This is a genomic window from Rummeliibacillus sp. TYF005 (assembly GCF_003844195.1).
GTDB lineage: Bacteria > Bacillota > Bacilli > Bacillales_A > Planococcaceae > Rummeliibacillus.
In genome coordinates, this window is sequence record NZ_ML122542.1 from 314,669 (window position 1) to 340,252 (window position 25,584).

A 25,584-nucleotide genomic window follows, 5' to 3' on the forward strand; every position below is an offset into this window, starting at 1 on the left:
AGCCCGAGTTGTGCAAAAAGAAGCGTGAGTTGTGCAAAAGGGAGTCCGAGTTGTGCAAAAGGGAGTGAGTTGTGCAAAAAGGAGTCCGAGTTATGCAAAAGGGAGCCTGAGTTGTGCAAAAGGGAGTGAGTTGTGCAAAAAGGAGTCCGAATTGTGACAAACAGTCTCCGAGTTGCGCAAAAAACAATTCTCAAGTTATAAAACGCACACTAACTTAATCCAGCTTATCACTACAAAATAAGCTATAAACTTAGATAAATAATTACTAATAATGCTCTTAATCGTCCGCGACAAATAAAAAGTTAAACATTTAACCTTTCCCGCGAACATGGAGTATACACATAAATATGAAATAATTTTGGAGGAATAAAAAATGATCGAATTATCAGATGTTCGAAATGAGTTAGATAATACCGCTAAAAAATTAGCAGACTTTAGGGGGTCTCTTTGACTTAGAAAACAAAGAGGCTCGTATACAAGAACTAGATGAACTAATGCTTGAACCTTCCTTCTGGGATGATCAAAATAATGCTCAAAAAATTATTAATGAGTCGAAAGGTTTAAAAGACATCGTCAATGAATTTTACGCATTAGTAGAAACACAGGAAAATCTTGAAATGACATTAGAGTTATTAAAAGAAGAACCTGATGAAGAATTGCAACAAGAACTTGGCGAAGAAATGAAAGATTTCACTAATCGTACAGCCGAATTTGAATTACAGTTACTTTTGAGCGATCCATATGATCAAAATAACGCCATTTTAGAATTACATCCAGGTGCTGGTGGTACAGAATCGCAGGACTGGGGTACAATGCTTTTACGTATGTATACACGCTGGGCTGAAAAACATGATTTTAAAGTGGAAACATTGGATTATTTACCAGGGGATGAAGCAGGTCTTAAATCCGTAACGCTTGCAATTAGAGGTCATAATGCCTATGGCTATTTAAAAGCGGAAAAAGGTGTTCACCGTCTAGTTCGTATTTCTCCATTCGATGCAGCTGGTCGTCGTCATACATCCTTCGTTTCTTGTGATGTAATGCCAGAATTCACAGATGAAATTGCTGTTGAAATTCGTCCTGAAGATTTAAAGGTTGATACGTATCGTTCAACTGGTGCAGGCGGTCAACATATCAACAAAACGGAATCTGCTGTCCGTATTCACCATTTACCAACCGGAGTTGTCGTAGCATGCCAAGCGGAACGTTCTCAAATTAAAAACCGTGAAAAAGCAATGAGCATGCTGCAAGCAAAATTGTATCAACTAAAAGTAGAAGAACAACAAGCTCATTTAGATGATATTCGTGGCGAACAAAAAGAGATTGGTTGGAGTAGCCAAATTCGCTCTTACGTATTCCACCCATACTCAATGGTGAAAGATCACCGCACCAATACTGAAACAGGTAACATCCAAGCCGTTATGGACGGTGACATCGACCAATTTATCAACGCCTACTTACGCTCACAACTATAATTAAAGGAAAAAGCCAACAATTCGTTGGCTTTTTCATTTTCCACAAAAGAAGCAATCAACAACCTTGAAAAAGAAATAAATCTTATCAAAAAGGAAATAAACCTCAACACCTACAACTTATCTAAAACCAGAACATTCATTCGCTAAATTACTTGCTAAAAATCCACATTGGTTGTAAAATTAAAATAGAACATTTGTTCTTTATTTGGAGGTGGAATGATGTTAAATTTATCAAAAGAAGCAATCCAAATGCTAGAACAGGTTATTTACTTACCTATGGTTTTACAAATTCTACAAAATGACTGTCGAGCGTTTGAACAAGGAGCATTTAAACTTAAACAACCTTATCTGAAGTTAATCGATCAGACGATTAAATACGTTCAAAAAGAACTGACAGATGCAAAAAAATATTTACGACAAAATCAATTGCAGGTATTCCGTGGTGAACGGGATGATCTGTTTTCAGAATATATTTTTATACGTAAACGTACCCAAGATTCACGGCGTTATTCTAATATCCGTCTGCGCAATCATGTAGAAGATTTATTGTCTTATTATTTAGCTAAGGCACAAGAAATAAGTCACTGCGAGCATTAAAAAGCATTTGTAATGGGTTTTGATAATTCGTTAACATATCATCCATATGACGAAAATATAAAATAGAGGAATAGTATTGTTGCCTAGAGAGCGTTGTAAAACTAATCTGCTCATCTATAAAGACATCATTTTTAAAATGAAGCCTAATTTCATGCTGACCAATAATGGAATGGCCTCTGAAATTTTGCCAAAGAATCCATGCAGCGTGTTTTTTTCTTGGTGAAGCAGTAGGAAAGAGAATATATGATTGATTAATAACAGATAATACTATTGGTAATTTAATCATAATTTCATCTTTATTTGTTTTAATATGAGCATCTTTGAAAATACTATTCGAGTAATCTAAAGCGGCATCTAATGTTGTCCCTAAAGATGCACAAATACGATTTATTAAACGAGTTACTGTGCAAGGCACTACGTACATTCTTTTTGTTTCAAAAACGAGGGAATAATTACGTCCTTCTAAAACTATTGGTTTAAGCATGCAGATATTAGGATTCAAGCAAAAATCATAAAGTTTAACAATTTTGTAATTCATTATTTTTCCTCCTTTAAGATACGTTGATTTGACTAAGTGATATGTAATAAGGATAAGTTACGCGAGAGATCACCAACCTTTACAAAATGTTAAAGGAAAAAGGTTTGCAAAGTCTTGCTGTTTTCCCTATACTAACATACAGTATTTGGTAAAACAAAATGGTGAAAATGCTCATTTTGTTGGGAGCATGAACCAATTGCTTGGACAGAATGAGTCGTTTGCTTGGGAAAAACGTTCTAAATAAACCTTTTTTTATTTTACTTTTTCGCAAAATTGTTCAACTTAAAAATCTATTATTATGCTCCGCTTAACTTAACAGAGAAGAGATAATGATATAAAACGTACGTTCGCAAATTTATCGAAATTTCTTAACAGCTATGTTAAAATATAGCTACTAGATGGCACGTGTAAGGAGGAAGATAAATGGAGCAAGAATTTGAACTACATTCGAACTATGAACCAAGTGGGGATCAGCCAACAGCGATTAGAGAACTCGTAGAAGGTGTACGGCAAGGTATAAAGGAACAAACATTGTTAGGAGCAACGGGAACTGGGAAAACCTTCACAATTTCAAATGTTATTAAAGAAGTAAAAAAGCCAACTCTCATCATTGCGCATAACAAAACACTGGCAGGTCAACTTTACAGCGAATTTAAAGAATTCTTTCCAAATAACGCAGTTGAATATTTTGTCAGTTATTACGACTACTATCAACCAGAGGCGTATGTACCACAAACGGATACATATATAGAAAAGGATGCTAGCATAAATGATGAGATTGATAAGCTTCGACACTCCGCAACATCGTCCTTGTTCGAAAGAGATGATGTCATTATTATTGCATCAGTTTCTTGTATATATGGCTTAGGTAACCCAGAAGAATATCGCGAAATGGTTGTTTCCATTCGAACTGGTATGGAAATTGAACGAAATCAATTATTAAGAAAACTTGTAGATATCCAGTATGAACGAAATGATATTAATTTTACACGTGGCAAGTTCAGGGTACGAGGAGATGTCGTTGAAATCTTCCCGGCTTCTAAAGATGAACGCTGTATTCGAATTGAATTCTTTGGAGATGAAGTAGATCGAATTCGAGAAATTGATGCACTCACAGGAGAAGTGCTAGGTGAACGTGAACATATTGCTATCTTCCCGGCTTCCCACTTCGTTACACGTGAAGAAAAATTACTAAAAGCGATTGAAAATATAGAAGAAGAACTAAAAGAAAGATTGGCGAAACTACGTGCAGAAGACAAATTGTTAGAAGCACAGCGATTGGAACAAAGGACTAATTATGATTTAGAAATGATGCGCGAAATGGGCTTTTGTTCAGGAATTGAAAACTATTCACGACATTTAACATTACGTGAAGCAGGGGCTACTCCTTACACATTATTAGACTATTTCCCTGAAGATTTTCTATTAGTTATTGATGAAAGTCACGTCACCTTACCACAAATTCGTGGAATGTATAACGGTGACCAAGCACGAAAAGGTGTTTTAGTAGAACACGGCTTCCGTTTACCATCTGCACTTGATAATAGACCGTTAAAATTTGAGGAATTTGAGAAGCATATTCATAACGCTATTTATGTATCTGCAACACCAGGACCATATGAATTGGAAAATACACCTCAACCAATTGAACAAATTATTCGTCCGACAGGCTTATTAGATCCAGAAATTGAAGTTCGCCCAATTGAAGGACAAATTGATAATTTAATCGATGAAATTCAACAACGAATTGAACGGAACGAACGTGTACTTGTTACGACATTAACGAAAAAAATGTCCGAAGATTTAACAGATTACTTAAAAGAAATGGGAATCAAAGTTCAATATTTACATTCAGAAGTTAAAACTTTAGAACGTATTGAAATTATTCGAGAACTAAGATTAGGAACTTATGATGTTCTAATTGGGATTAACTTGTTACGTGAAGGGTTGGATATTCCAGAGGTTTCTTTAGTAACGATTTTAGATGCGGACAAAGAAGGTTTCTTACGTTCAGAACGATCACTTATTCAAACAATTGGTCGAGCTGCGCGTAATGCAAATGGTCATGTAATTATGTACGCGGATCATATAACAGATTCAATGCAAAAGGCAATTGATGAAACAAATCGTAGACGTACCATTCAAATAGAATATAACAAAAAACATGGCATTACACCGAAAACAATTCAGAAAGAAATTCGTGATGTCATTCGGGCAACACAAGCTGCAGAAGAGCCAGAATCGTACTTAACAAAAGTTACTGATGGTAAGAAGTTGACGAAAGCCGAAAAGACAACATTATTAGAATCACTCGAAACAGAAATGAAAGAGGCAGCAAGAGCGCTTGACTTTGAGCGAGCAGCTGAACTACGAGATACGATTTTAGAATTGAAAGCGGAAGGATGAGGATTTTGAAAAATCAAGAAATCGTTGTACAAGGAGCACGAGCAAATAATTTAAAAAATGTCGATATCACAATTCCGCGGGACCAATTAGTTGTCATAACAGGACTTTCAGGTTCAGGTAAATCATCACTTGCATTTGATACGATATATGCGGAAGGACAAAGACGATATGTTGAATCTCTTTCCGCCTATGCAAGACAATTTTTAGGCCAAATGGATAAACCTGATGTTGATGCAATTGAAGGTTTATCACCAGCGATTTCAATTGATCAAAAGACGACAAGCAAAAACCCACGCTCAACCGTGGGAACTGTAACGGAAATCTATGATTATTTACGTTTGCTCTTTGCACGTGTTGGAAAGCCAATTTGCCCGAATCATGGCATTGAGATAACATCACAAACAGTTGAACAAATGGTTGACCGAATCATGCAATATCCGGAACGTACAAAGCTGCAATTATTAGCACCGATGGTATCAGGTCGAAAAGGAACGCATGTAAAACTACTGGAAGACTTACAAAAGCAAGGCTATGTACGGGCACGCGTTGATGGAGAACTTCGTGATTTAGACGATAATATTGAATTAGAAAAAAATAAAAAACATAATATTGAAGTGGTTATTGACCGTATTGTTTTAAAAGAAGGAGTAGAGTCACGTTTAAGTGATTCGTTAGAAACTGCATTACGCCTAGCAGATGGCCGAGTTATGGTTGATGTAATGGGCATAGAAGAGTTGTTATTTAGTGAACATCACGCATGTCCCATTTGTGGATTCTCAATTGAAGAATTAGAACCTCGTATGTTTTCGTTTAACAGCCCATTCGGTGCATGTCCCAAATGTGATGGACTTGGTACGAAGCTCGAAGTTGATGAATCACTTGTTATTCCAGACTGGGATGTAACCTTAAACGAAGGTGCAATTGTACCATGGATTCCTACTAGTTCACAATACTATCCACAATTATTAAAATGTGTATGCGACCATTATGGAATCGATATGGATACACCTGTGAAAAATATTCCAAAAGATCAAATGGATAAAATTTTAAATGGGTCAGGAAAGGATTATATTCATTTCCATTATGAAAATGAATTTGGTAATATACGCGACCAAGATATTCAATTTGAAGGTGTTTTAAGAAATATAGAACGCCGATTCAAAGAAACATCATCTGATTATATACGTGAACAAATGGAAAAGTATATGGCTAAACAGCCTTGTCCATCTTGTCATGGTCATCGCTTAAAACCAGAGACATTAGCAGTCAAAATAGCAGATAAACATATTGGCGAGGTAACAGAATACTCGATTAAAGAGGCTTATGCCTTTATCCAAGATATAAAGCTATCCGAAAAGGATATGCAAATTGCACGTCTAATTTTAAGAGAAATTCAAGAGAGACTTAGCTTCTTGCTCAATGTTGGATTGGATTATTTAACTTTAAATCGTGAAGCAGGGACTTTATCTGGTGGAGAAGCCCAACGAATTCGTCTAGCAACACAAATCGGCTCTCGTTTAACAGGGGTCCTATATATTTTAGATGAACCATCAATTGGTTTACATCAAAGAGATAATGATCGATTGATCGCAACATTACAGAGTATGCGTGATTTAGGCAATACTTTAATCGTTGTTGAACATGATGAAGATACAATGCTTGCAGCAGATTATTTAATCGATGTAGGTCCTGGAGCAGGTGCACACGGGGGAGAAATCGTCGCAGCGGGTACACCAGAGCAAGTGATGAAAAGTAAAAAATCCCTTACAGGACAATATTTAAGTGGTAGAAGATATATTCCTATACCATCTGAACGGAGAAAACCAGATGGCCGTTATCTTAAGATTAAAGGGGCAAGAGAAAACAACTTAAAGAATGTGAAAGTTGATATTCCTTTAGGAGTATTTATCGCTGTTACCGGTGTTTCAGGGTCTGGGAAAAGTACATTAGTTAACGAAATATTATATAAAACGTTAGCGCAAAAACTAAATCGTTCAAAAATAAAGCCTGGTGATGTGAAAGAGATTGAAGGAATCGATCAATTAGAAAAAGTAATCGACATTGATCAGTCGCCAATCGGAAGAACACCGCGTTCTAACCCTGCCACATATACAGGTGTATTCGATGATATCCGAGATGTCTTTGCTGTGACAAATGAAGCGAAAGTACGTGGATATAAAAAGGGTCGTTTTAGTTTTAATGTTAAGGGCGGCCGATGCGAAGCGTGTCGTGGGGACGGCATTATTAAAATTGAAATGCATTTCTTACCAGATGTCTATGTACCTTGTGAAGTGTGCCATGGAAAACGATATAACCGTGAAACATTAGAAGTAAAGTATAAAGATAAAAGCATTGCAGATGTTTTAGAAATGACCGCTGAAGATGCATTGGAATTCTTCAAAAATATCCCGAAAATAGCTCGTAAATTACAAACGATTGTAGATGTTGGTTTAGGATATATCCATTTAGGACAACCGGCTACTACATTATCGGGTGGGGAAGCACAACGAGTTAAATTAGCATCGGAATTGCATAAACGTTCAAATGGTAAGTCTATTTATATATTAGATGAACCTACAACAGGTCTTCATACAGAAGATATAGCCCGCCTATTAAAAGTTTTACAACGATTAGTTGAAAATGGAGACACTGTATTGGTTATTGAGCATAATTTAGATGTCATTAAAACCGTAGATTATATTATTGATATGGGTCCAGAAGGCGGAGATAAAGGCGGTACTGTCATTGCAAAAGGAACACCAGAACAAGTAGCTGAGACAGAAGGATCCTATACAGGTATCTATTTAAAAAAGATTTTAGAACGCGATCGCAATCGCATGGAAGAAGCCTTGTTGAGTGCTAAAAAGTAGGTAATTCCATGGATAATCTTACAACTAAGAATAATAACCACGTGTAGGTAGTGTAGAAGGAGATAGAAGCTTTATGGCAAGACTAATTATTGTTTCTGGTTACAACAGTGTTGGTAAAACAACAGTTGGTAAAGCTCTAGCAAAAGAATTAGGGGCTGTTTTTATTGATAGTCCTAAAACGACAGATATCCTCATGGAAGAAATCATTAATGCGCATGAAGTTTCAGGGACAGATTTTGCGACAGTTATGAAAGTACGTCAAATGACAGAATTACAAGTTCAAGTATTACGTCGATTGATTCAAGATCAACTTGAACTAGGATTAGATGTTGTTTTAGAAGTATCAACATATTATAGCGATGCCCATTTCGTAGAAAAAGATGACTTAAACGTATCGAGTATTCATCATGTAGAAATCATGATTCCAGAAGTTGAAGAAGAGAAACGAAGATTTCAACTTCATCAACCTGAAGCATTTCGAACATATGAAAAGGAATGGGACCAATATGTAGCGAATCGTCTACCCGTGTATACTGATGCAGATCTGTTTGAACAAAATGTAGTAATTACTTTTGATAACTCAAAACCATTAACGGAAGGCGCTCTAGCAGAGTTAGTAAAACAGGTTTCGCAGGATAATATGAAACTTTTTTCCAAGTGATTCGTAACTATAAGTAATACGAATAAGGAGGCCAGTAAAATGCAAGACGAACGTAAACGCATTTTAAATTTAGTTGAAAAAGGCACCATCACTGCTCAAGAAGCATTAGTATTATTAGAGAAACTGGAACAACCAGCAGCACAATCTGTGAATACTCAAAAGCAAAATACAACAACTGAACAATCTCAATTCGCAAATAGTCAATCTCAATCAGACTCATATACAAACGAAGAAGACTTTACAAAGCAACAGGACGAAAAATTTAAACAAAATCAATCTTCTAGAGTAGATGATACATTCTTTGAAGATTTGAAAAAAGATTTTACGCAATTCAGCACAAAATTTGTTGATCTGATGAATACAACTCTTTCAAAGGTAAAAGAATTTGATTTTGAGAAGACGTTTATGGATACTACTACATTTGAAAAAGAAGAAATTATTGAAGTTTCGGATTTCAAAAATATTAGTATCGATATTCCAAATGGTAATATAGAGATTAAACCATCATTTGATGGAAAAGCAAAAGCTGTATATCAAGTAAAACCCTCCTTTGTAAAGTTAAATGACAATATTGAAAAAGAATTCGAAGGACAATTTGTATGTAAAAATGATAATGGAACACTGCGTGTGATAAGTACGACGAAGAAAATTCGCGTTGACGTAACATTATATATTCCAGAAACTAAATATAGCCTGATATCAATTCACCAATTTAATGGTGGTTTTAGTATTCACAACATTAATCTTGATAAACTAAAAGTCAAAACGATGAATGGCGGTATTAGCTGTAAGTCTCTAAACTTTAGAAGACTCGATCTAGAAACTGCTAATGGTGCTATAGAGTTAAGAGAGGTTAAGGGCGACGAAGTTGAGGCAGAAACTGTCAATGGACGAATTTACATTGATGGAGAAATAACTGAAATTGAAGCAAACTCTGTGAATGGACACGTTGTTGTGACAACACGTTCTGACGATGCTAGAAGTATTAAAGCTCAAACTGTTGCAGGTACTGTAGAAATATATATTCCAAGTACAATTTCTTTACATGGTGAAGTTTCATCTAATTTGGGTAAAATGGATGTTCGCTTACCGGATGTTCAACGAATAAATGAACAAAGTCAATTTTTACAAAAAACCGTTCAATTCTCCAAAAATATTGATAGTCAATCAGCATTAGCCATTGAAGGAGAAACGAAAACAGGTTCAGTGATTGTTCGATACAATCTATAAATCTTAATACGTATAAAAGAGCGACTTAAAAGTGGTTTTTCACTTTTAAATCGCTCTTTTTTGCAGACTTTTTTCGCTCAATTACCGTAATATTACCTAAGTAATGACAAAATAATATATTTAATGATTTGAAATATTACTGTAATGGTAGACAAATTATTCAATGTTATAATAAGCTTACATAGAATTGGTTAAGTTTTACTATAAAATGGGTGGTCAAAAAATGATAGAAATGAAGAATGTCTATAAGAAGTACCCCAATGGCGTAGTTGCGGTCAATGGTATTAATATAAAAATTAAACAAGGTGAGTTTGTCTATATCGTTGGACCTAGTGGCGCAGGTAAATCGACATTTATTAAAATGATGTATCGTGAAGAAAAAGCCACTTCTGGGGAGATTATTGTCAATGGAATGAATCTTTCGAAATTAAAAAACAAAGAAGTTCCTCATTTAAGAAGGCAGATAGGTGTTGTCTTTCAAGATTTTAAACTATTACCGAGATTGAATGTATATGAAAACGTTGCATTTGCGTTAGAAGTAATTGAAGAAGACCCTTCAAAAATTCGTAAACGCGTAATGGATGTACTAGATTTAGTTGGTTTAAAGAAAAAAGTTAGAATGTTCCCTGATGAGTTGTCAGGTGGGGAGCAGCAACGTGTATCTATTGCTCGTTCAATTGTGAATGTACCAAAAGTAGTTATTGCGGATGAACCGACAGGTAACTTAGATCCAGAAACTTCTTGGGATATTATGAACCTGTTTGAAGAAATTAATGCACGCGGAACTACGATTATTATGGCAACGCATAATAGAGAAATTGTTAATAATATGCGTCGTCGAGTAATTGCTATTGAAGGCGGACTCATTGTTCGCGATGAACGTGGAGGTGACTACGGCTATGAAGGCTAGAACTTTAGGTCGTCACTTCAGAGAAAGTATAAAGTCGGTTGGAAGAAACGGATGGATGACGTTTGCTTCAGTAAGTGCAGTAACAGTCACATTATTATTGGTTGGCGTATTTATGGTGATTATGATGAATTTAAATAAGGTAGCCAATGATTTAGAAAATGATGTCGAAATTAAAGTCCTTATCGACCTTAAAGCAGATGAAAAAGCTGAAGCAACTTTACAACAGCAAATAAAAGACATGCCTGGTGTCGAATCGATGAAATATTCATCTAAAGAACATGAATTAAATGGATTGGTCAAAGATTTTGGTGAAGATTTAAGTCTCTTCAAACAAAGTAATCCATTGCGAAATGTACTGTATGTAAAAGCCAAAAATCCTCAACAAACGGCAAAAGTTGCAAAACAAATTGATACATTAGATAACACGTATGAAGTGCTTTATGGGAAAGGCAAAATTGAAAAACTATTTAACTTCTTAAATATTAGTAGAAACGTAGGAATCGTATTAATAATTGCTTTACTTTTAACTGCAATGTTCTTAATCTCTAACACGATTAAGATTACTATTACAGCGAGAAGAAAAGAAATTGAGATTATGAAATTAGTAGGTGCAACAAACTGGTTTGTACGTATTCCATTTATTTTAGAAGGTATGTGGTTAGGTCTATTAGGATCAATTATTCCTATTTTAATTGTATCCATTTTATACACTCAAATTTACAATGCACTTGCACCAAAATTACAAGGTGAAATTTTCCAATTACTTAATTCGAAACCATTCATCTTTGAAGTAGATTTATTGATCTTATTAATGGGCGTTTTGATTGGTATATGGGGTAGTTTCATGTCCGTACGAAAATTCTTAAAAATTTAAAGTGAGATTTACAGAAACAGTTAATGAAAGCTTTTCACATTTAGTAATCAATCGTAGATGTGAGATAAAAATTTGATAGTGATAGGGGGTTCACCAGTTGAACAAAAAGTCGAGAAGTTTAACGAGCGCAATTGCCACAGCATTAGCAATAACATTGATAATTCCATCGGTTACAGCAAATGCAGAATCTATCGAGGATTTAAAAAGCCAACAACAGGAATTAAATAAAAAAGAATCGAAATTACAATCTACTATTCAAGAGAAATCAAAAAAGATTACTAAGAATGAATCAAAAATGGATCATATTATGGAGCAAATCTCAAAACTCGATAAAAAAATCCTCAAAACAGATCATAAGATTAAAAAAGCATTAGAGAAAATTGATAAGACCAATTCTGAGATTGATATTTTAAAAGACTCTATAGATGACTTAGAGCAAAAAATAGAGGAACGTGATCAGCTTCTTCTACAACGTGCAAGGGCAATTCAGGAACATGGTGGGGAAGTAAGTTATCTCGATGTAGTGTTGAAGGCTAAAAGTATTGGCGATTTTATCGATCGTGTATCTGCGGTTAACACTTTGTTAGAAGCAGATCGAATGATTTTACAAGAGCAACGTGATGATAAAAACAAACTTGAAGAGCAAAAAGCAACTCTAGAAGAAAAATTACAAAAACAAGAACTGTATCGAGATGAACTGAATTCATTACGTCAAAGTTTAGATGAGAAGAAAAAGGATAAAGACCATCTAATTGATCAACTAGAGGCTGAGCAAGATCATTTAAAATCTGAGAAAAAGTTATTAGAAAAAGAATATTCGGAAGCGCTAAATATAAGTAAAAAAGTTCAAAAAGAGATAGAAAAAGAACAAGCGAGATTAGCAGAAGTTGCTCGTAAACAAGCGGAAGCTGCGAGCAAAAGTTCAAGTACTACAGCTGTTTCGAATTCAGGTGAAACGGGCAATATTCCTGAAGTAGCAAGTGGCACATGGACGAAGCCGACAAATGGTACACTAACATCTGGTTTTGGATGGCGTAATATCGGTGCGGGTCCCGAGTTTCACTATGGCGTGGATTTAGCCAATAAAATAGGAACACCGGTTGTTGCTGCTGCAGATGGTGTCGTCTTTAAAGCTAGTCCTTTGTCTACATATGGAAATGTTATTATGATCACACATTCGATTAACGGTCATACATTTACAACTGTGTATGCACATTTAAGTGGTTACAATTCAACAGTAGGACAATCCGTTAAAAAAGGACAAGTCATCGGCTATATGGGCAATACAGGACGATCATTTGGAAGCCATTTACACTTTGAAATTCACACTACAGCATGGCAAGGGCAAAGTGTTGGTGCTGTAAATCCGTTACGTTATATCTCTTTATAAAACGCTGAGCGATAAAACAAATTAAAAGGGGCTGTTCCATAAGTAGAAAACTTACGGGGCAGCCCTTCTTTCTAGAACAAAAATTAGCTTATATATGAAGTATTGCTACTTAGTTAGTCGAATGACAATAAATCAACATACTACGTGTGTCTCAAATGACTTTATAGACACACACTTTTTACTGGGAGGGATTAAAAGTGGAAATTACCGAGTGGTATACCATCAAAGCACTTTCACTACCATCTTCATGGATTGCATTTTTGAGTAGTATGCTGATTGTAGGGCTTCTATTATGGAAAGTATATAGAAAAGAAGTTGCATCCATTTATGCAGATGCTGTTCTTACGCTAATCCTCGTTTGGAAATTCAGTGTCATTGTCACAGATTTTTCGATAGTTATTAAGCATCCACTCACAATACTTTACTTTAATGGTGGTATGATTGGGTTTGTAATAGGTATGTTGTTTATGTTAGCCACACTTTGGAAAAAATTAAGAAGTAGGGGCATATTGGAGGAAGATTTACAAGCTTTGTTTTTGAGTAGTATACTTTGCCAAAGCTTTTATCAAATAATGATGGCTATTTTAAATGATGCATTTTTGTGGCAGAAAGGGTTAACAATCATTAGCTTTTCATGTTGGATTGTGATAGCATTTTGGAAAAGAAATGAAGGCATTATTTGGCATAGACAATTGCTGATTTTATTCTTCTTTTCACATATGTTGATCGCGTCATTACAGCCATTAGGTATTTGGCAATTATCAGTATTGGTGACATTACTATTCATCATATTTAGGATATTAGTGCAGCCTAGGAGGAACAAAAGTTGAAAAAGAAAATCTTTGCGTTGTTAGTAGTCGTTGTATTAATCGCGATTGCGTTAACGAATTTTATGAAATCTAAAATAGCTGATGATGAAAAAATAGATACTTCATCTACACAAGTTTCATCTACTGTAGAAAATGAAAGTGGGTTAAAAGTTGGTCAAACTGCACCCGACTTTACGCTAAAGACACTTGATGGGAAAGAAGCGAAGCTTTCTGATTATCGGGGGAAAAAAGTGATTTTAAATTTCTGGGCAACTTGGTGTCCACCATGTAAAGCGGAAATACCCCATATGGAAAAGTATTATAAAAAATCAGCAAAAGATGATAATGTAGAAATCCTTGCAGTGAATTTAAAAAAGTCAGATAAAGATGAGCATTATATTAAAGATTTTGTTAAATCATATGATATGACATATCCAGTATTATTGGATACGGATGGTGAACAACAAGAACAGTATCAAATTGTAACAATTCCAACAACTTACTTCATCGATACAAAAGGAAAAATACAAACAACGATTACTGGACCGATGGATCAAAAAAAGATGTCGGACATAATAGCTAACATAAAATAATAAAAAGCAGGCCACCATTTTCAAGTTTTAAATTTTGTCTCCTCCTCATACATTGAATAGATATGGGAGGGACGAGATTAATGAGAAAACGGTGGCTATTTTTATGCATGATTATTTTAGTCGGTATTGGTGTTTTAGGGTATTGGAAGTATCAGAAAACGGACAAGGCTGTACAAGCGGACCAAGATGTTTTTCAATCTGTAGAGGAAGCGTATGATTTAATCCGTAAACAGTCTGTTCATGAAACATCAGAAAAGCAACTGATTGAAGGTGCTATTAATGGAATGGCGGGATCGCTGAAAGATCCGTATAGTACTTACTATACGAAAGAAGAGGCGAAACTACATAGGGAGCAGTTGTCAGATGAACGAGTAGGAATTGGCGCAGAAATTACAGAAAGCCAAGGACGCTTTATCATCATATCTCCTATGAAGGATTCTCCAGCTGAAAAGGCTGGATTAAAATCGTACGATGAAATAGTTCAAGTTGATAAAGAACGTACAGATGGAAAGTCATTAACTGAATTACTAGCACTCATACGAGGTAAAGAAGGCACCGTTGTGAAAATAACGGTATACAGACCATCTGAGGAGCGCCATGTAGAACTAAATATTACAAGGGCAGCAATAACTCAAAAATCTGTTTCAAGTAAAGTCTTAGTTTCTGAAGGTAAGAATATTGGTTATATTTCTATTGCGATGTTTGGAGAAAAAACAGCAGAAGAATGGTATAAGAATACAGATGAACTTGTCAAACAAAATATTACCGCATTAATCATTGACGTTAGAAGTAATCCTGGAGGATATTTGAAGAGTGTAGCACAAATTATTGGTAGTTTAACAAAACCAAAAACGACATTTGCTTATATGGAAGATGCTGTTGGAAATCAGGAACCACTACAATTGGGAAAAAAGGATTTAGCATTTGAGTATGATGAGCAGTTGCAGAAATTACCGACTGTGTTACTTCAGGATGAAGGAAGTGCATCTGCAAGTGAAGTCTTAAGTGGAGCGTTAAAAGAGTTAAGCCGTGCAACGATAATTGGTGATAAAAGCTTTGGTAAAGGTACAGTTCAAGGAACGTGGCCTTTATCAAATGGTGGAGAACTAAAGCTTTCTACACATAAATGGTTAACGCCGAAGCGTGAATGGATTCACGGTAAAGGGATTAAGCCGACAATAGAAGTAGAACAAGATGCCCTATATCATATAAATCTACCACCAATTACAGGTAACTTTAAAGAAGGAGATTTCGCTGAAAGTATCCAATACGTACAACAAGTACTAAAAGCACAAGGATATTCAATCAATAGAGTAGATGGTTATTTTGATAGAACCACTGCTGAGGCAGTTAAAGAATATAGTAAGAAACATAATTTAAATAATAATAAAATAATGGATGAGGAATTCCTATTTGCTTTACGTCAAGAAGTGGTAAAATATAGGGAGAAATTAGAAAATGATTTACAATTACAGATGGCTATTAGCTATTTGAGCCACAAAATTAGTAATTAATGAAACTATTTGAAAGTTAGTTCCGAAAATGTTTCGTTTTCAAACGGTCGTTTGGTACAATGAAAAGACAATCATATGTAGCAAAAGTTAGAAAGGTGATGCGAAGTTATGTTTTTAGATATTGTCATAGAATTAGTAAAAGGCATCGGCCGTTTCTTTTTAAACCCATTATTGTATGTTGCTATTATATTTTCGATATTAATAGGATATCGTCGTGTAAAAGAGGAAAGAAAATCATTTAATATACGGATCTTTTGGGGCTGGTCTGAAACAATTTTAATGTTCAAAGAAGGCTGGCTACTAGGGCTGATTATCTCGGTCATTAGTGTTGCTATTGGATTAGTAGTACCGATTCAATTTATCGTTTTAAGTGCTGCTGTAGGTGTGTTGTGTTTAATTACGTTTTATTACCACTTAGCATCTGCAGCATATCCTTTAGGGATTGCATTTATCATAATGTGGTATACATATATTTCGGATCACTCATGGCATTTTTTCAATTGGGATATTATGAGTACATCAATGCATGTTGGTATGCTAGTGTCGATTCCAAGTATCATTGGTCTTTTACTTATTGCAGAAGGATATTTAATCGCAAAAAATGCGTCCAAAATTGCATCTCCGAAAATATTAAAAACGGAGAGAGGATTACCCTCAGCTATTTATTTGGCTAAGCGTTTATGGATTCTTCCGGTATTTTTTGTGTTACCAGGTGGGACAATTCAAGAATATATTCCATATTGGCCTCAAGTTACATTAGGTAGTGAATCATTTTCATTCATTCTTGTACCATTGGTAGTTGGGTTCCAACAACGTTCTCGTAAATTACTTCCGGTACATTTTTATCCGCAATTAGGAAAAACAGTTCAAATTTTAGGTGTGCTTGTTTTAATCGAAGCTATTATTGCTAATTTCTTCCCTATTATGGGGATTGCAGCTGTAAGTGTTGCAGTAGTCGGAAGAGCATTAGTATCTATTATCTATTCACTAAGTGAACGTCATGGTGGTTATGCTGTGATGCCACAAGATTCTGGTGTCATGGTAGCTGGTGTGTTACCAGATTCTCCTGCAGAGGCAATGGGCATTCAAGTGGGTGAATGTATTCGCAAAGTAAATGGTATTCCTGTAAAAACGGAAGAAGAACTTTATGAAGCGTTGCAAGTGAATGCCGCGCATTGTCGATTAGAAGTACTTGATCAAGATGGAGAGGTTCGCTTAAGACAGCACGTCATTTATCGTCATGATCATTTTAGAATTGGCTTGCTCGTTGTACGATAGGGAGTGAAGAAATGTCGGTAACAAAATTTTTAATGGCATTGATATTACCAGGACTATTAGTTGTATTATTCACGCGAATAACGTTCAAACAATATGTTGGTCTAGCTCTTTCAGTTGCACTAATCGCCGCTTCAATCTATGCAGGATATACGCATCCACCTGTTTTATATGTAATCGATGCGATTTCTTTAACGATTGGTTTTTGGTATTCAAACAGAATGATGAATCAGCATAAAAACTAAATAAGAAAGAAGGGGTTGTCCCATAAGTAGAAAACTTATGGGGCGACCCTTTCTTTCTTTTTCTCATGTCCAAATTAAAATTAAATCCATGTCGTAATATTACTGTTCAAACACTAATGCTGGTTTCGCTAATTATTTACTCACCAAAGGTTAGAATGAAAAATTGACGGAAATTAAAAGTTTAAAACATCTAGAAATTATGCATCTATTGTATAATGAATTAAAAGAACTATCCTTAATATTTTTCCATGTAAGTTCTTCAAAAAAGGTCTGCTAATCGCAACTTATAAGAGTGCAAAGCGCTCCTAATAGAAGAATAAAATAGGTAGAAAATCTTAAATGTAAGATTTGAAGGAGGCAATGGGAGTGCCAGATTGGTTATCCATTGAAAATTTTCAGGCATTAGCACAACAATATCGCATAATGGGTACTCTATTAGCTATTGCTTTACCCTTTTTAGAAGCGTTTTTACCATTTTTGCCATTGGCAGCCTTTGTAGTTGCAAATGCTAGCGCATATGGCTTGTGGTGGGGTTTCTTGTTTTCGTGGAGTGGTGCAGTTTTAGGTGCATATTGTGTGTTTTTAGTCATCCGTAAATTTGGTAAAATGAAAGCTTTTCGTTTTTTTACAGAAAGACAAGGAGTACAAAAGTTAATACACTGGGTAGAATATCAAGGTTTTACGCCGTTATTTATATTACTTTGTTTTCCGTTTACCCCATCTGCTCTAGTAAATATTGTGGCAGGTTTATCGAATTTAAAGAAGAAGACTTATTTAGTTACGGTTATGCTTGCAAAATTAGTAATGATTTTCATCATTAGCTGGATTGGTTCAGACTTGAGCGCATTAATAACAAATCCAATTCGGACATGCCTAATTGTTGTTATTATCCTCTTATTATGGTGGGGAGGAAAACAGGTAGAAGCAAAGATGAATGAAAAAGTAGAAAAAAATATGCGCGAATATTCGAAAAAACACAACACAAAATAGAACGAATGTTCTTATTTTGTGGTATATTAGAGGTAAGTTAAAGGGGGTTTTTAAATGTCGCTGCGTGTTGTAACAGGGCGTTCAGGCACTGGTAAAACGACATATATTCAACAAGAGATTGTGAATGAGGTGAAAAAAAATCCACTTGGTTCACCAATTTTTTTGATAGTCCCAGACCAAATGTCATTTTCAGCCGAGTATGATATGACACATGATTATGATGTGAAGGGGTTAATAAGAGCACAGGTTACCACTTTTAAACGTTTAGCCTGGCGTGTTTTGCAAGAAACCGGTGGTATAAGCCGAAAAGAAGTCAATGGTTTTGGATACCGAATGCTTATTCGAAAATTATTAGAAAACCATAAAGAAGAATTCGCTTTGTTTCGCAAGGCTGCAGATAAGCGTGGATTTACCGCTGAAATGGAATCCTTATTAAAAGAATTTAGTCGATATAGTTTAGATAGTGCCGCGCTAGATCAATTAGAGAAAAGTTTCGAACAAGTAGATGCACCAAAAACATTAAGAGATAAAATCCATGATTTACATTTACTCGTTCAGGCGATTGAAGATGCTTTAGGGACTACATATATTGATAGTGAAGGGTATTACCCACTTTTAACGTCTCAATTAGTCGATTCAAAAATGATTCGCGAAGCGGATATATATATCGATGGTTTTACAGCTTTTACAACAAGAGAATTTGAATTGGTTCAAGAATTATTGAAAATAGCTCATCGCGTAACAGTCGTTTTACCAATGGAATCAGAAGCTGATGCTGATGACGAACAAGCTTTGTTTTACCAATCGGCTCGTACATGTTCAAGACTAAAAGATTTAGCTTTTGAAAATGGGATAGAAGTTGAACCTATCTACCATTGTAAAGAACAACGAAGATTTCATACAGCTGATTTACGACATATTGAGAGACAATTTGAAGTGTTCCCGCCAGTTTCAAAAGAAAGTGACGGTAGTGTAGAAATCATTGAGGCTGCTAATCGACGAGCAGAGATCCATGCTGTTGCTCGAAAGATTAAAGAACTAACACAAAATGAGCATATGCGGTATCGCGATATTGCAATTATCTATCGTCAAGCTGATGTCTACGATCCTTTAATCGCTACAACTTTCCCACAATACGATATTCCTGTCTTTGTCAGTCAGAAAAAACCGATGCTTCATCATCCACTAATAGAGTTAAGTCGCTCTGCATTAGAAGTAATTCAGTCTGATTGGAAGTATGAACCTATTTTCCGGGCAATTAAAACAGATTTGTTTTTCCCTCGCACATCCGATATTCAAGTGTGGAGAGAAAGAGCAGATATATTGGAAAACTTTGTACTTGCACAAGGAATTTATGGTAATCGTTGGTTTGAAGAGAAACGATGGTTATATAAAAAATACCGCGGTTTAGAATTATTCACGAAAAACCAAACAGATGAAGAACGTGCTTATCAACAAGAAATTGAAGCCGTTCGTGGGAAAATCCGTGAACCTTTAAAAGCTTTTGAAGAACAACTAAAAGAAGCAACAACAGGTCGAGAAATTATTGCAGCTTTATATAACTTTATCGAAGGCCTTGAGGTCTATGATAAGCTACAAGCACTAAAAGACCATGAAATAGAGAAAGGTCTTTTATTAGAAGCGAGTGAACATGAACAAGCTTGGAATCATTGGGTCGAGATTTTAGATCAGTTTGTGATGTTATTCGGAGATCAACCAATGACGCTGGAAGAAGTATATGAAATATTAGATGAAGGATTTGATACGTTAGAGTTTTCTCGTATTCCACCATCTCTAGATCAAGTCACTGTCGCTAATGCGGATATTGCTCGTTTATCAAAGATGAAGGCGGTATTTGTTATAGGCGTCAATGAAGGCGTTTATCCGAAACGAATAGACTACGAAGGTCTGCTAGCAGATAACGAACGTGAATGGTTCTTACAAACGGGTTACGAAATTGCACCGACTTCAAAAGCAAGATTGTTAGAAGAAGAATTTATTGCTTATCATGTTTTTACAATGCAATCAGATCGACTTATTGTCTCCTATGCAATAGCAGATGAGGAAAGTAAAGCACTATTACCGTCTCTTTATATTAATCGTTTAGAAGAACAGTTAGTCGATATTAAGAAGACAATCGCATTAGTCGATCCAAGTGAATCTACAGAAGAGCAAAGTGCACTTACTTATATAATGCATCCAAGTACTTCTTTAGCTTATTTGATGAAGCAACTTCGTTTACATCAAGAAGACGGGGAAATAGCCCCTGAATGGCTTGCGTTGAAACGCTATTATGAAGAAGATCCATATTGGAAGACTGTTTTAGAACGATTAATGCGACCTTTAACAACACCAAATACGGCAGAAAAGTTAACACCAGAAAATACAGAAGCATTGTATGGATCCACACTAAATTCCAGTGTATCACGAATAGAAAAATTCTATCGATGTCCGTTCGCCCATTTTTCTACATATGGTTTACATTTAGAAGAAAGAGCGGTATATCGCTTAGAAACGCCAACGATTGGGGATTTATTTCATGCTGCATTGAAATGGATTGCAGAAGAAACAGATCGTATGAAATTAACATGGGCACAACTATCGACCGAACAATGTGCAATATTGGCTAAAAAAGCAGTTGAGGAAATATCGCCACTGCTTTACCATCAAATTTTACTAAGTACCGCCCGTTATCGTTATATTGCTCGTAAATTAACATTTATTGTACAAAGAACATTACAATCACTTAGCCAACACGCAAGAGTTTCAGGGTTTAAGCCGATTGCACTTGAAGCTGCATTCGGACCAAATGAGCCGCTTCCACCACTTATTATTGAATTGAATAATCATAAGAAAATGCAAATGCGTGGGCGAATAGATAGAGTGGATGCGACAACAGTCAATGGTAAGCCTTATATCCGTGTAGTTGACTATAAATCTTCTCCGCATAAGTTAGATTTAAATGATGTCTATTATGGTTTATCACTACAAATGTTGACGTATTTAGATGTTGCGATTACGAATTCGGACGAATGGCTCCCGATTCATGCAGAAGCTGGAGGGGTTTTGTATATTCATGTTCATAACCCTATGTTAAGCCCAGATATAAGCTTGACAGCAGACGAGGCAGAAAGTGAACGACTAAAAGATTTTAAAATGCGAGGATTATTATTGGATGACTATGATTCTATTATAGCGATGGATGATCAATTAACAACGAAGAGTGGTCATTCTCAAGTAGTGCCTGTTTACATGAAAAAGGATGGTAGCACTTCACCAAGTCAATCATCTATTATTGCTCCCAATGATATGAAAACATTGCAACACTTTGTTCGAAACAAACACCGAAAAGCTGGAGAAGAAATTTTAGAGGGACATACAGATATTAGCCCATTTAGAATGAAACAGCGCACAGCATGTGAGTTTTGTTCATATAAGAGTGTCTGTCAATTTGATACAACGGACCCAGAACAACATTATCGTCAACTTTCCGTAGAGAAACCAGATGAAATTATTCAAAAAATACGTAAGGAAGGTGGACAAGATGAATCAAATTCCTAAGAAACCAGATGATGCAACTTGGACAGATGCCCAATGGAAAGCTATTTGGGCATCTGGACAAGATATACTCGTTTCAGCAGCAGCGGGATCAGGTAAAACAGCTGTTTTGATCAATCGTATGATTGAAAAAGTAATATCAACTACAAATCCAATAGATGTAGACCAATTATTAGTCGTAACATTTACAAATGCATCAGCTGCTGAAATGCGTCATAGAATGGCAAATGCTTTGGAAAAGGAAATAAGTAAAAACCCACAATCCAAGCACTTACGTAGACAATTGAGTCTGATTAATAAAGCACAGATTTCAACCTTGCACTCATTTTGCTTAAATATCGTTCGTCAGTATGCCTATATGTTAGATATTGACCCTGGCTTTAGAATTGCTGATGATACAGAAGCAGCTTTGTTAAGAGATGATACTCTAGCAGAGGTGTTGGAGGCTGCGTATGACGGAGAAAATGCAGAAGCTATTTATCGTCTAGTAGATAGTTTTACATCTGATCGGGATGACCAAGCCATTGAAGTATTGCTTCAAAAGCTTTATGAGATGTCTAGAGTTAATCCAGAACCGATTAAATGGTTGCATTCACTACCTCAAAAATACGCAATTGCTGATGATGCGACGATTGATGATTTAGATATTACACCTCATATAAAAAAAGCAATTCTACACAATATTGAAGGCGCAATTGGCTTAATAGAAGAAGTCCATCAACTTTCTCTACAACCAGATGGCCCATTTGCTTATGGAGAAACTGCACAAAAGGATTTAATCCTGTTTCAAGAAGCAAGAGGTTTTATAGTAGAGCGTAGTTGGAACGAAGCTTATCAATTTTTCCAATCTGTTAAACTAGATCGTGCAAAAGCTCAAAAAAAGGGAAGTTGCGATGAGGAATTATTAGAACTTGCTAAGTCAAAACGAAAACAAGCTAAAGAAATGTTTGAAGAACCCATCAATACCTTTTTCAAACGTTCACCAGAAAAACTATTAGAAGAAATTCGATTGATGAAACCAATAATCGAAACATTGGTAGAACTTGCGAGTCAATTTAGTGAGCAATATGGTAAGGCAAAAAATGAAAAAGGATTAGTTGATTTTTCTGATTTAGAACATTATGCGCTATCAATTTTAGCTGATGAAGTAGATGGAAAACTAGTACCATCCTCCGTAGCGATAGACTATCGTGAGCGTTTTAAAGAAGTTTTAGTTGATGAATATCAAGATACAAACCGTATACAAGAAACCATTTTGCAATTAGTCAAAAGTGGCGATGCATCGAATGGGAATATGTTTATGGTTGGAGATGTAAAGCAATCTATTTATCGTTTTCGTTTAGCTGAACCAACGCTATTTTTGCAAAAATATTTAACTTATAATGAGAATCCTACGAATACAGGATTACGTATTGATCTAAACGCGAACTTCCGCAGTCGACCAGAGGTACTTCATGGAACAAACTATGTATTCTCACAAGTGATGGGAAAAGAAGTTGGCGAAGTAGAATATGATGATGCAGCTTCTTTAAAACCAAAAGCTCCTTATGATGAAAAGAAAATGCCTCTTGAATTGGTGATTTTACACACATCAAAAGAAGACGATGAAAAAGATTTAGAGCAAGTGGAAGAAGAATTAAAAAAATCTCAGCAAGAAGCACGTTTTATCATAAAAGAAATAAAACGTATTATGGATTCTAATATGGTTGTCTATGATCCGTGGGAGAAAAAAGAAAGACCCGTTGAATATAGAGATTTTGTCATCTTAATGCGGTCTATGACATGGTCTGTTGATATGGTAGAAGAGTTTAAAATTGCGGGAATTCCACTCTATGCGGAAATTTCAACAGGGTATTTTGAAGCGCTTGAAGTAATGATCATGTTAAACACATTAAAAATTATCGATAATCCATATCAAGATATTCCTTTTGCATCTGTTTTACGAGCACCATTTGTTGGGTTAACTGAAAATGAGTTAGCTAGCATTCGATTAGCAGAGCCAAAAGCAGCTTTCTATGATGCGTTAAAGCAATTTGTTCGTAACGAGGGAGCAGGGCTAAAATCAGCCACTGCGGAGAAGCTACAACGATTCTTACTACAATTGGAGGATTGGCGTGATTTAGCTAGACGTGGTTCGTTAGCGGATTTAATATGGCGTGTTTACATGGATACGAATTATTATGAAATGGTCGGTGCAATGCCTAATGGGAAACAACGTCAAGCTAACCTACGAGCATTATATGACCGAGCAATTGCCTATGAAAAGACATCCTTCCGTGGATTGTTCCGTTTCTTACGATTTGTAGAGAGAATGCGATTACGTGGTGATGATTTAGGAGCAGCACGTGCGATTAGTGAAAAGGAAAATGTCGTTCGACTTATGACAATTCACTCATCAAAAGGTTTGGAATTCCCATATGTTTTTGTTGCAGGGCTTGGTAGAGAATTTAACAAAATGGATTTCCATTTACCATATTTATTTGACCAAGAATTTGGTTTAGCAGTAAAAATGATTGATCCTGAAAAACGTCTTCAATATAAATCTTTACCGTTTTTAGCAATGGTTGAAAAGAAAACATTAGAGATGAAGTCAGAAGAAATGCGTATCTTGTATGTTGCAATGACAAGAGCGAAAGAAAAATTATTTTTAGTAGGTTCGGTAAAAGATTGGGAAAAGACGAAAAAGAATTGGATGGAATCACAACGAATCTCTGGTGAGAAACTACCTGACTATCTTCGAGCAAAAGCAAAGAATTATTTAGACTGGATTGGACCAGCTTTTGCAAGACATCCTGATTTTGAAGGGCATGATGAAAATCATTCAGAATTATCTCATTGGAAATTAACCGTCATGGATACCGATGAACTTCAATCTGGAAGTGTTGAAGAAGTAACGGAAGAAGAGGAATTACAAGAGGAACAATCTGTAGATGATGCAATTCTAACTGAAATTCGTAAACGATTTGATACTCCGTATACTTTTGAAAATGCAATTACTAAGCGTTCAAAAACATCTGTCAGTGAGTTAAAAAGGATTCAACATTTAGAAGCACAAGAAGAACCTGAACTGTTCACTAAAGCTGCATCGAATCAGCAAAGAGTTGCGACAAGACCTGCTTTTTTACAACAGCGATCATTAACAGCAGCAGAAATTGGAACAGCGATGCATACTGTGATGCAACATATACCACAGGTTGGTTTGCATAACATAGAAGCAGTTCAACAATTTGTATCTACATTAGTAGAACGCCAACTATTGACGAAAGAAGAAGCAACTGCTGTACAAGCAACGAAAATCATTGCCTTTTTTGAAACGGAGATTGGTCGTCGTTTTATGGATGCTCAAAAAATATATCGAGAAATGCCATTTACGATTAGCTTAGATGACCGTGATGGTGATACGCAAATTGTGCAAGGTGTTGTTGACTGTTTACTTCAAGAACACAATGGAAATTGGATATTGCTTGATTATAAAACAGATAGAATTCAGCCAAATATGAAAACAATTGACGGCTTACGGAAAGAAATGATGAAACGATATGACGTTCAACTTTCATTATATAAAGAAGCGTTAGAAGAAATATTACAAATCGATATACATGAAAAAGTAATTTATGCTTTCGATGCAAAAAGGTCGGTTGTTTTGTAG

General features: G+C 35.6%; 18 protein-coding genes. 17 read left to right on the top strand and 1 reads right to left on the bottom strand.

The annotated features are described in order from the left end of the window. Positions 1-376 precede the first annotated feature (376 nt). Together prfB and CW357_RS03405 are read left to right on the top strand one after the other, a co-directional pair. A protein-coding gene (gene prfB, locus CW357_RS03400) for a peptide chain release factor 2 (RefSeq protein ID WP_124217368.1) occupies positions 377-1,475 on the top strand; the annotation gives its coding sequence in 2 pieces (ribosomal slippage) (positions 377-448 and positions 450-1,475; 1,098 coding nt in all). A gap of 219 nt (positions 1,476-1,694) precedes the next feature. After that, positions 1,695-2,072, top strand: a complete 378-nt coding sequence (locus CW357_RS03405; protein ID WP_124217342.1) for a YhjD family protein — start codon at positions 1,695-1,697, stop codon at positions 2,070-2,072. Here the strand turns inward: CW357_RS03405 and CW357_RS03410 are convergent. After that, positions 2,038-2,610 carry a competence protein ComK gene (locus tag CW357_RS03410; RefSeq protein ID WP_124217343.1) on the bottom strand — a complete coding sequence of 191 codons (573 nt, stop codon included), beginning with the start codon at positions 2,608-2,610 and terminating at the stop codon, positions 2,038-2,040. The genes CW357_RS03405 and CW357_RS03410 overlap by 35 nt on opposite strands. A 423-nt stretch (positions 2,611-3,033) precedes the next feature. On the opposite strand from CW357_RS03410, the gene uvrB reads away from it, so the two are divergent. The 15 genes from uvrB (at position 3,034) to addA (ending at position 25,584) form a co-directional block, all read left to right on the top strand. After that, positions 3,034-5,016 carry an excinuclease ABC subunit UvrB gene (gene uvrB, locus CW357_RS03415; protein ID WP_119415636.1) on the top strand — a complete coding sequence of 661 codons (1,983 nt, stop codon included), beginning with the start codon at positions 3,034-3,036 and terminating at the stop codon, positions 5,014-5,016. 5 nt (positions 5,017-5,021) lie between these two features. Further along, positions 5,022-7,886, top strand: a complete 2,865-nt coding sequence (uvrA, locus tag CW357_RS03420; protein WP_119415637.1) for an excinuclease ABC subunit UvrA — start codon at positions 5,022-5,024, stop codon at positions 7,884-7,886. Positions 7,887-7,959: 73 nt separating this feature from the next. After that, on the top strand, positions 7,960-8,547 hold the full coding sequence (locus CW357_RS03425; protein WP_124217344.1) for a P-loop nucleotide/nucleoside kinase family protein: 588 nt from the start codon (positions 7,960-7,962) through the stop codon (positions 8,545-8,547). A 39-nt stretch (positions 8,548-8,586) separates the two neighbouring features. Continuing rightward, positions 8,587-9,777: a DUF4097 family beta strand repeat-containing protein gene (locus CW357_RS03430; RefSeq protein WP_124217345.1), complete on the top strand. Its 1,191-nt coding sequence runs from the start codon at positions 8,587-8,589 to the stop codon at positions 9,775-9,777. 223 nt (positions 9,778-10,000) lie between these two features. Further along, on the top strand, positions 10,001-10,687 hold the full coding sequence (gene ftsE / locus CW357_RS03435) for a cell division ATP-binding protein FtsE (protein ID WP_119416487.1): 687 nt from the start codon (positions 10,001-10,003) through the stop codon (positions 10,685-10,687). Further along, positions 10,677-11,561 (top strand): permease-like cell division protein FtsX, encoded by an 885-nt coding sequence (gene ftsX, locus CW357_RS03440; RefSeq protein ID WP_119416488.1) that lies wholly within the window; start codon positions 10,677-10,679, stop codon positions 11,559-11,561. The genes ftsE and ftsX overlap by 11 nt, the downstream gene beginning before the upstream one ends. Positions 11,562-11,658: 97 nt before the next feature. After that, a complete protein-coding gene (locus CW357_RS03445; RefSeq protein ID WP_124217346.1) occupies positions 11,659-12,951 on the top strand; it encodes a murein hydrolase activator EnvC family protein in 1,293 nt (430 codons plus the stop codon). Between the two features lie 197 nt (positions 12,952-13,148). After that, positions 13,149-13,781, top strand: coding sequence for a hypothetical protein (locus CW357_RS03450; RefSeq protein ID WP_119416490.1), 633 nt, complete (start codon positions 13,149-13,151; stop codon positions 13,779-13,781). Then, positions 13,778-14,353: a TlpA disulfide reductase family protein gene (locus CW357_RS03455; protein ID WP_241155037.1), complete on the top strand. Its 576-nt coding sequence runs from the start codon at positions 13,778-13,780 to the stop codon at positions 14,351-14,353. The genes CW357_RS03450 and CW357_RS03455 overlap by 4 nt, the downstream gene beginning before the upstream one ends. A gap of 80 nt (positions 14,354-14,433) precedes the next feature. Beyond that, positions 14,434-15,867, top strand: a complete 1,434-nt coding sequence (locus CW357_RS03460) for a S41 family peptidase (RefSeq protein ID WP_119416491.1) — start codon at positions 14,434-14,436, stop codon at positions 15,865-15,867. Positions 15,868-15,975: 108 nt separating this feature from the next. Further along, complete coding sequence (locus tag CW357_RS03465) at positions 15,976-17,145, top strand: PDZ domain-containing protein (protein ID WP_124217347.1); 1,170 nt, start codon at positions 15,976-15,978, stop codon at positions 17,143-17,145. Between the two features lie 11 nt (positions 17,146-17,156). After that, the gene (locus tag CW357_RS03470) at positions 17,157-17,387 is read left to right on the top strand and encodes a CsbA family protein (protein ID WP_119416493.1); all 231 of its coding nucleotides are present in this window, start codon (positions 17,157-17,159) and stop codon (positions 17,385-17,387) included. 360 nt (positions 17,388-17,747) lie between these two features. Next, complete coding sequence (locus CW357_RS03475; protein ID WP_164489534.1) at positions 17,748-18,377, top strand: TVP38/TMEM64 family protein; 630 nt, start codon at positions 17,748-17,750, stop codon at positions 18,375-18,377. A gap of 54 nt (positions 18,378-18,431) precedes the next feature. Continuing rightward, positions 18,432-21,938 carry a helicase-exonuclease AddAB subunit AddB gene (addB, locus tag CW357_RS03480; RefSeq protein WP_124217349.1) on the top strand — a complete coding sequence of 1,169 codons (3,507 nt, stop codon included), beginning with the start codon at positions 18,432-18,434 and terminating at the stop codon, positions 21,936-21,938. Continuing rightward, complete coding sequence (addA, locus tag CW357_RS03485) at positions 21,922-25,584, top strand: helicase-exonuclease AddAB subunit AddA (RefSeq protein ID WP_124217350.1); 3,663 nt, start codon at positions 21,922-21,924, stop codon at positions 25,582-25,584. The genes addB and addA overlap by 17 nt, the downstream gene beginning before the upstream one ends.

What these genes read in the sequence shown, in the direction of transcription:
- CW357_RS03405 (WP_124217342.1), top strand. Translation starts at nt 1,695, where the DNA reads ATGTTAAATTTATCAAAAGAAGCAATCCAAATGCTAGAACAGGTTATT.
- CW357_RS03410 (WP_124217343.1), bottom strand. Translation starts at nt 2,610, where the DNA reads ATGAATTACAAAATTGTTAAACTTTATGATTTTTGCTTGAATCCTAAT.
- uvrB (WP_119415636.1), top strand. Translation starts at nt 3,034, where the DNA reads ATGGAGCAAGAATTTGAACTACATTCGAACTATGAACCAAGTGGGGAT.
- CW357_RS03425 (WP_124217344.1), top strand. Translation starts at nt 7,960, where the DNA reads ATGGCAAGACTAATTATTGTTTCTGGTTACAACAGTGTTGGTAAAACA.
- CW357_RS03430 (WP_124217345.1), top strand. Translation starts at nt 8,587, where the DNA reads ATGCAAGACGAACGTAAACGCATTTTAAATTTAGTTGAAAAAGGCACC.
- ftsE (WP_119416487.1), top strand. Translation starts at nt 10,001, where the DNA reads ATGATAGAAATGAAGAATGTCTATAAGAAGTACCCCAATGGCGTAGTT.
- ftsX (WP_119416488.1), top strand. Translation starts at nt 10,677, where the DNA reads ATGAAGGCTAGAACTTTAGGTCGTCACTTCAGAGAAAGTATAAAGTCG.
- CW357_RS03460 (WP_119416491.1), top strand. Translation starts at nt 14,434, where the DNA reads ATGAGAAAACGGTGGCTATTTTTATGCATGATTATTTTAGTCGGTATT.
- CW357_RS03465 (WP_124217347.1), top strand. Translation starts at nt 15,976, where the DNA reads ATGTTTTTAGATATTGTCATAGAATTAGTAAAAGGCATCGGCCGTTTC.
- CW357_RS03470 (WP_119416493.1), top strand. Translation starts at nt 17,157, where the DNA reads ATGTCGGTAACAAAATTTTTAATGGCATTGATATTACCAGGACTATTA.
- CW357_RS03475 (WP_164489534.1), top strand. Translation starts at nt 17,748, where the DNA reads ATGGGAGTGCCAGATTGGTTATCCATTGAAAATTTTCAGGCATTAGCA.
- addB (WP_124217349.1), top strand. Translation starts at nt 18,432, where the DNA reads ATGTCGCTGCGTGTTGTAACAGGGCGTTCAGGCACTGGTAAAACGACA.
- addA (WP_124217350.1), top strand. Translation starts at nt 21,922, where the DNA reads ATGAATCAAATTCCTAAGAAACCAGATGATGCAACTTGGACAGATGCC.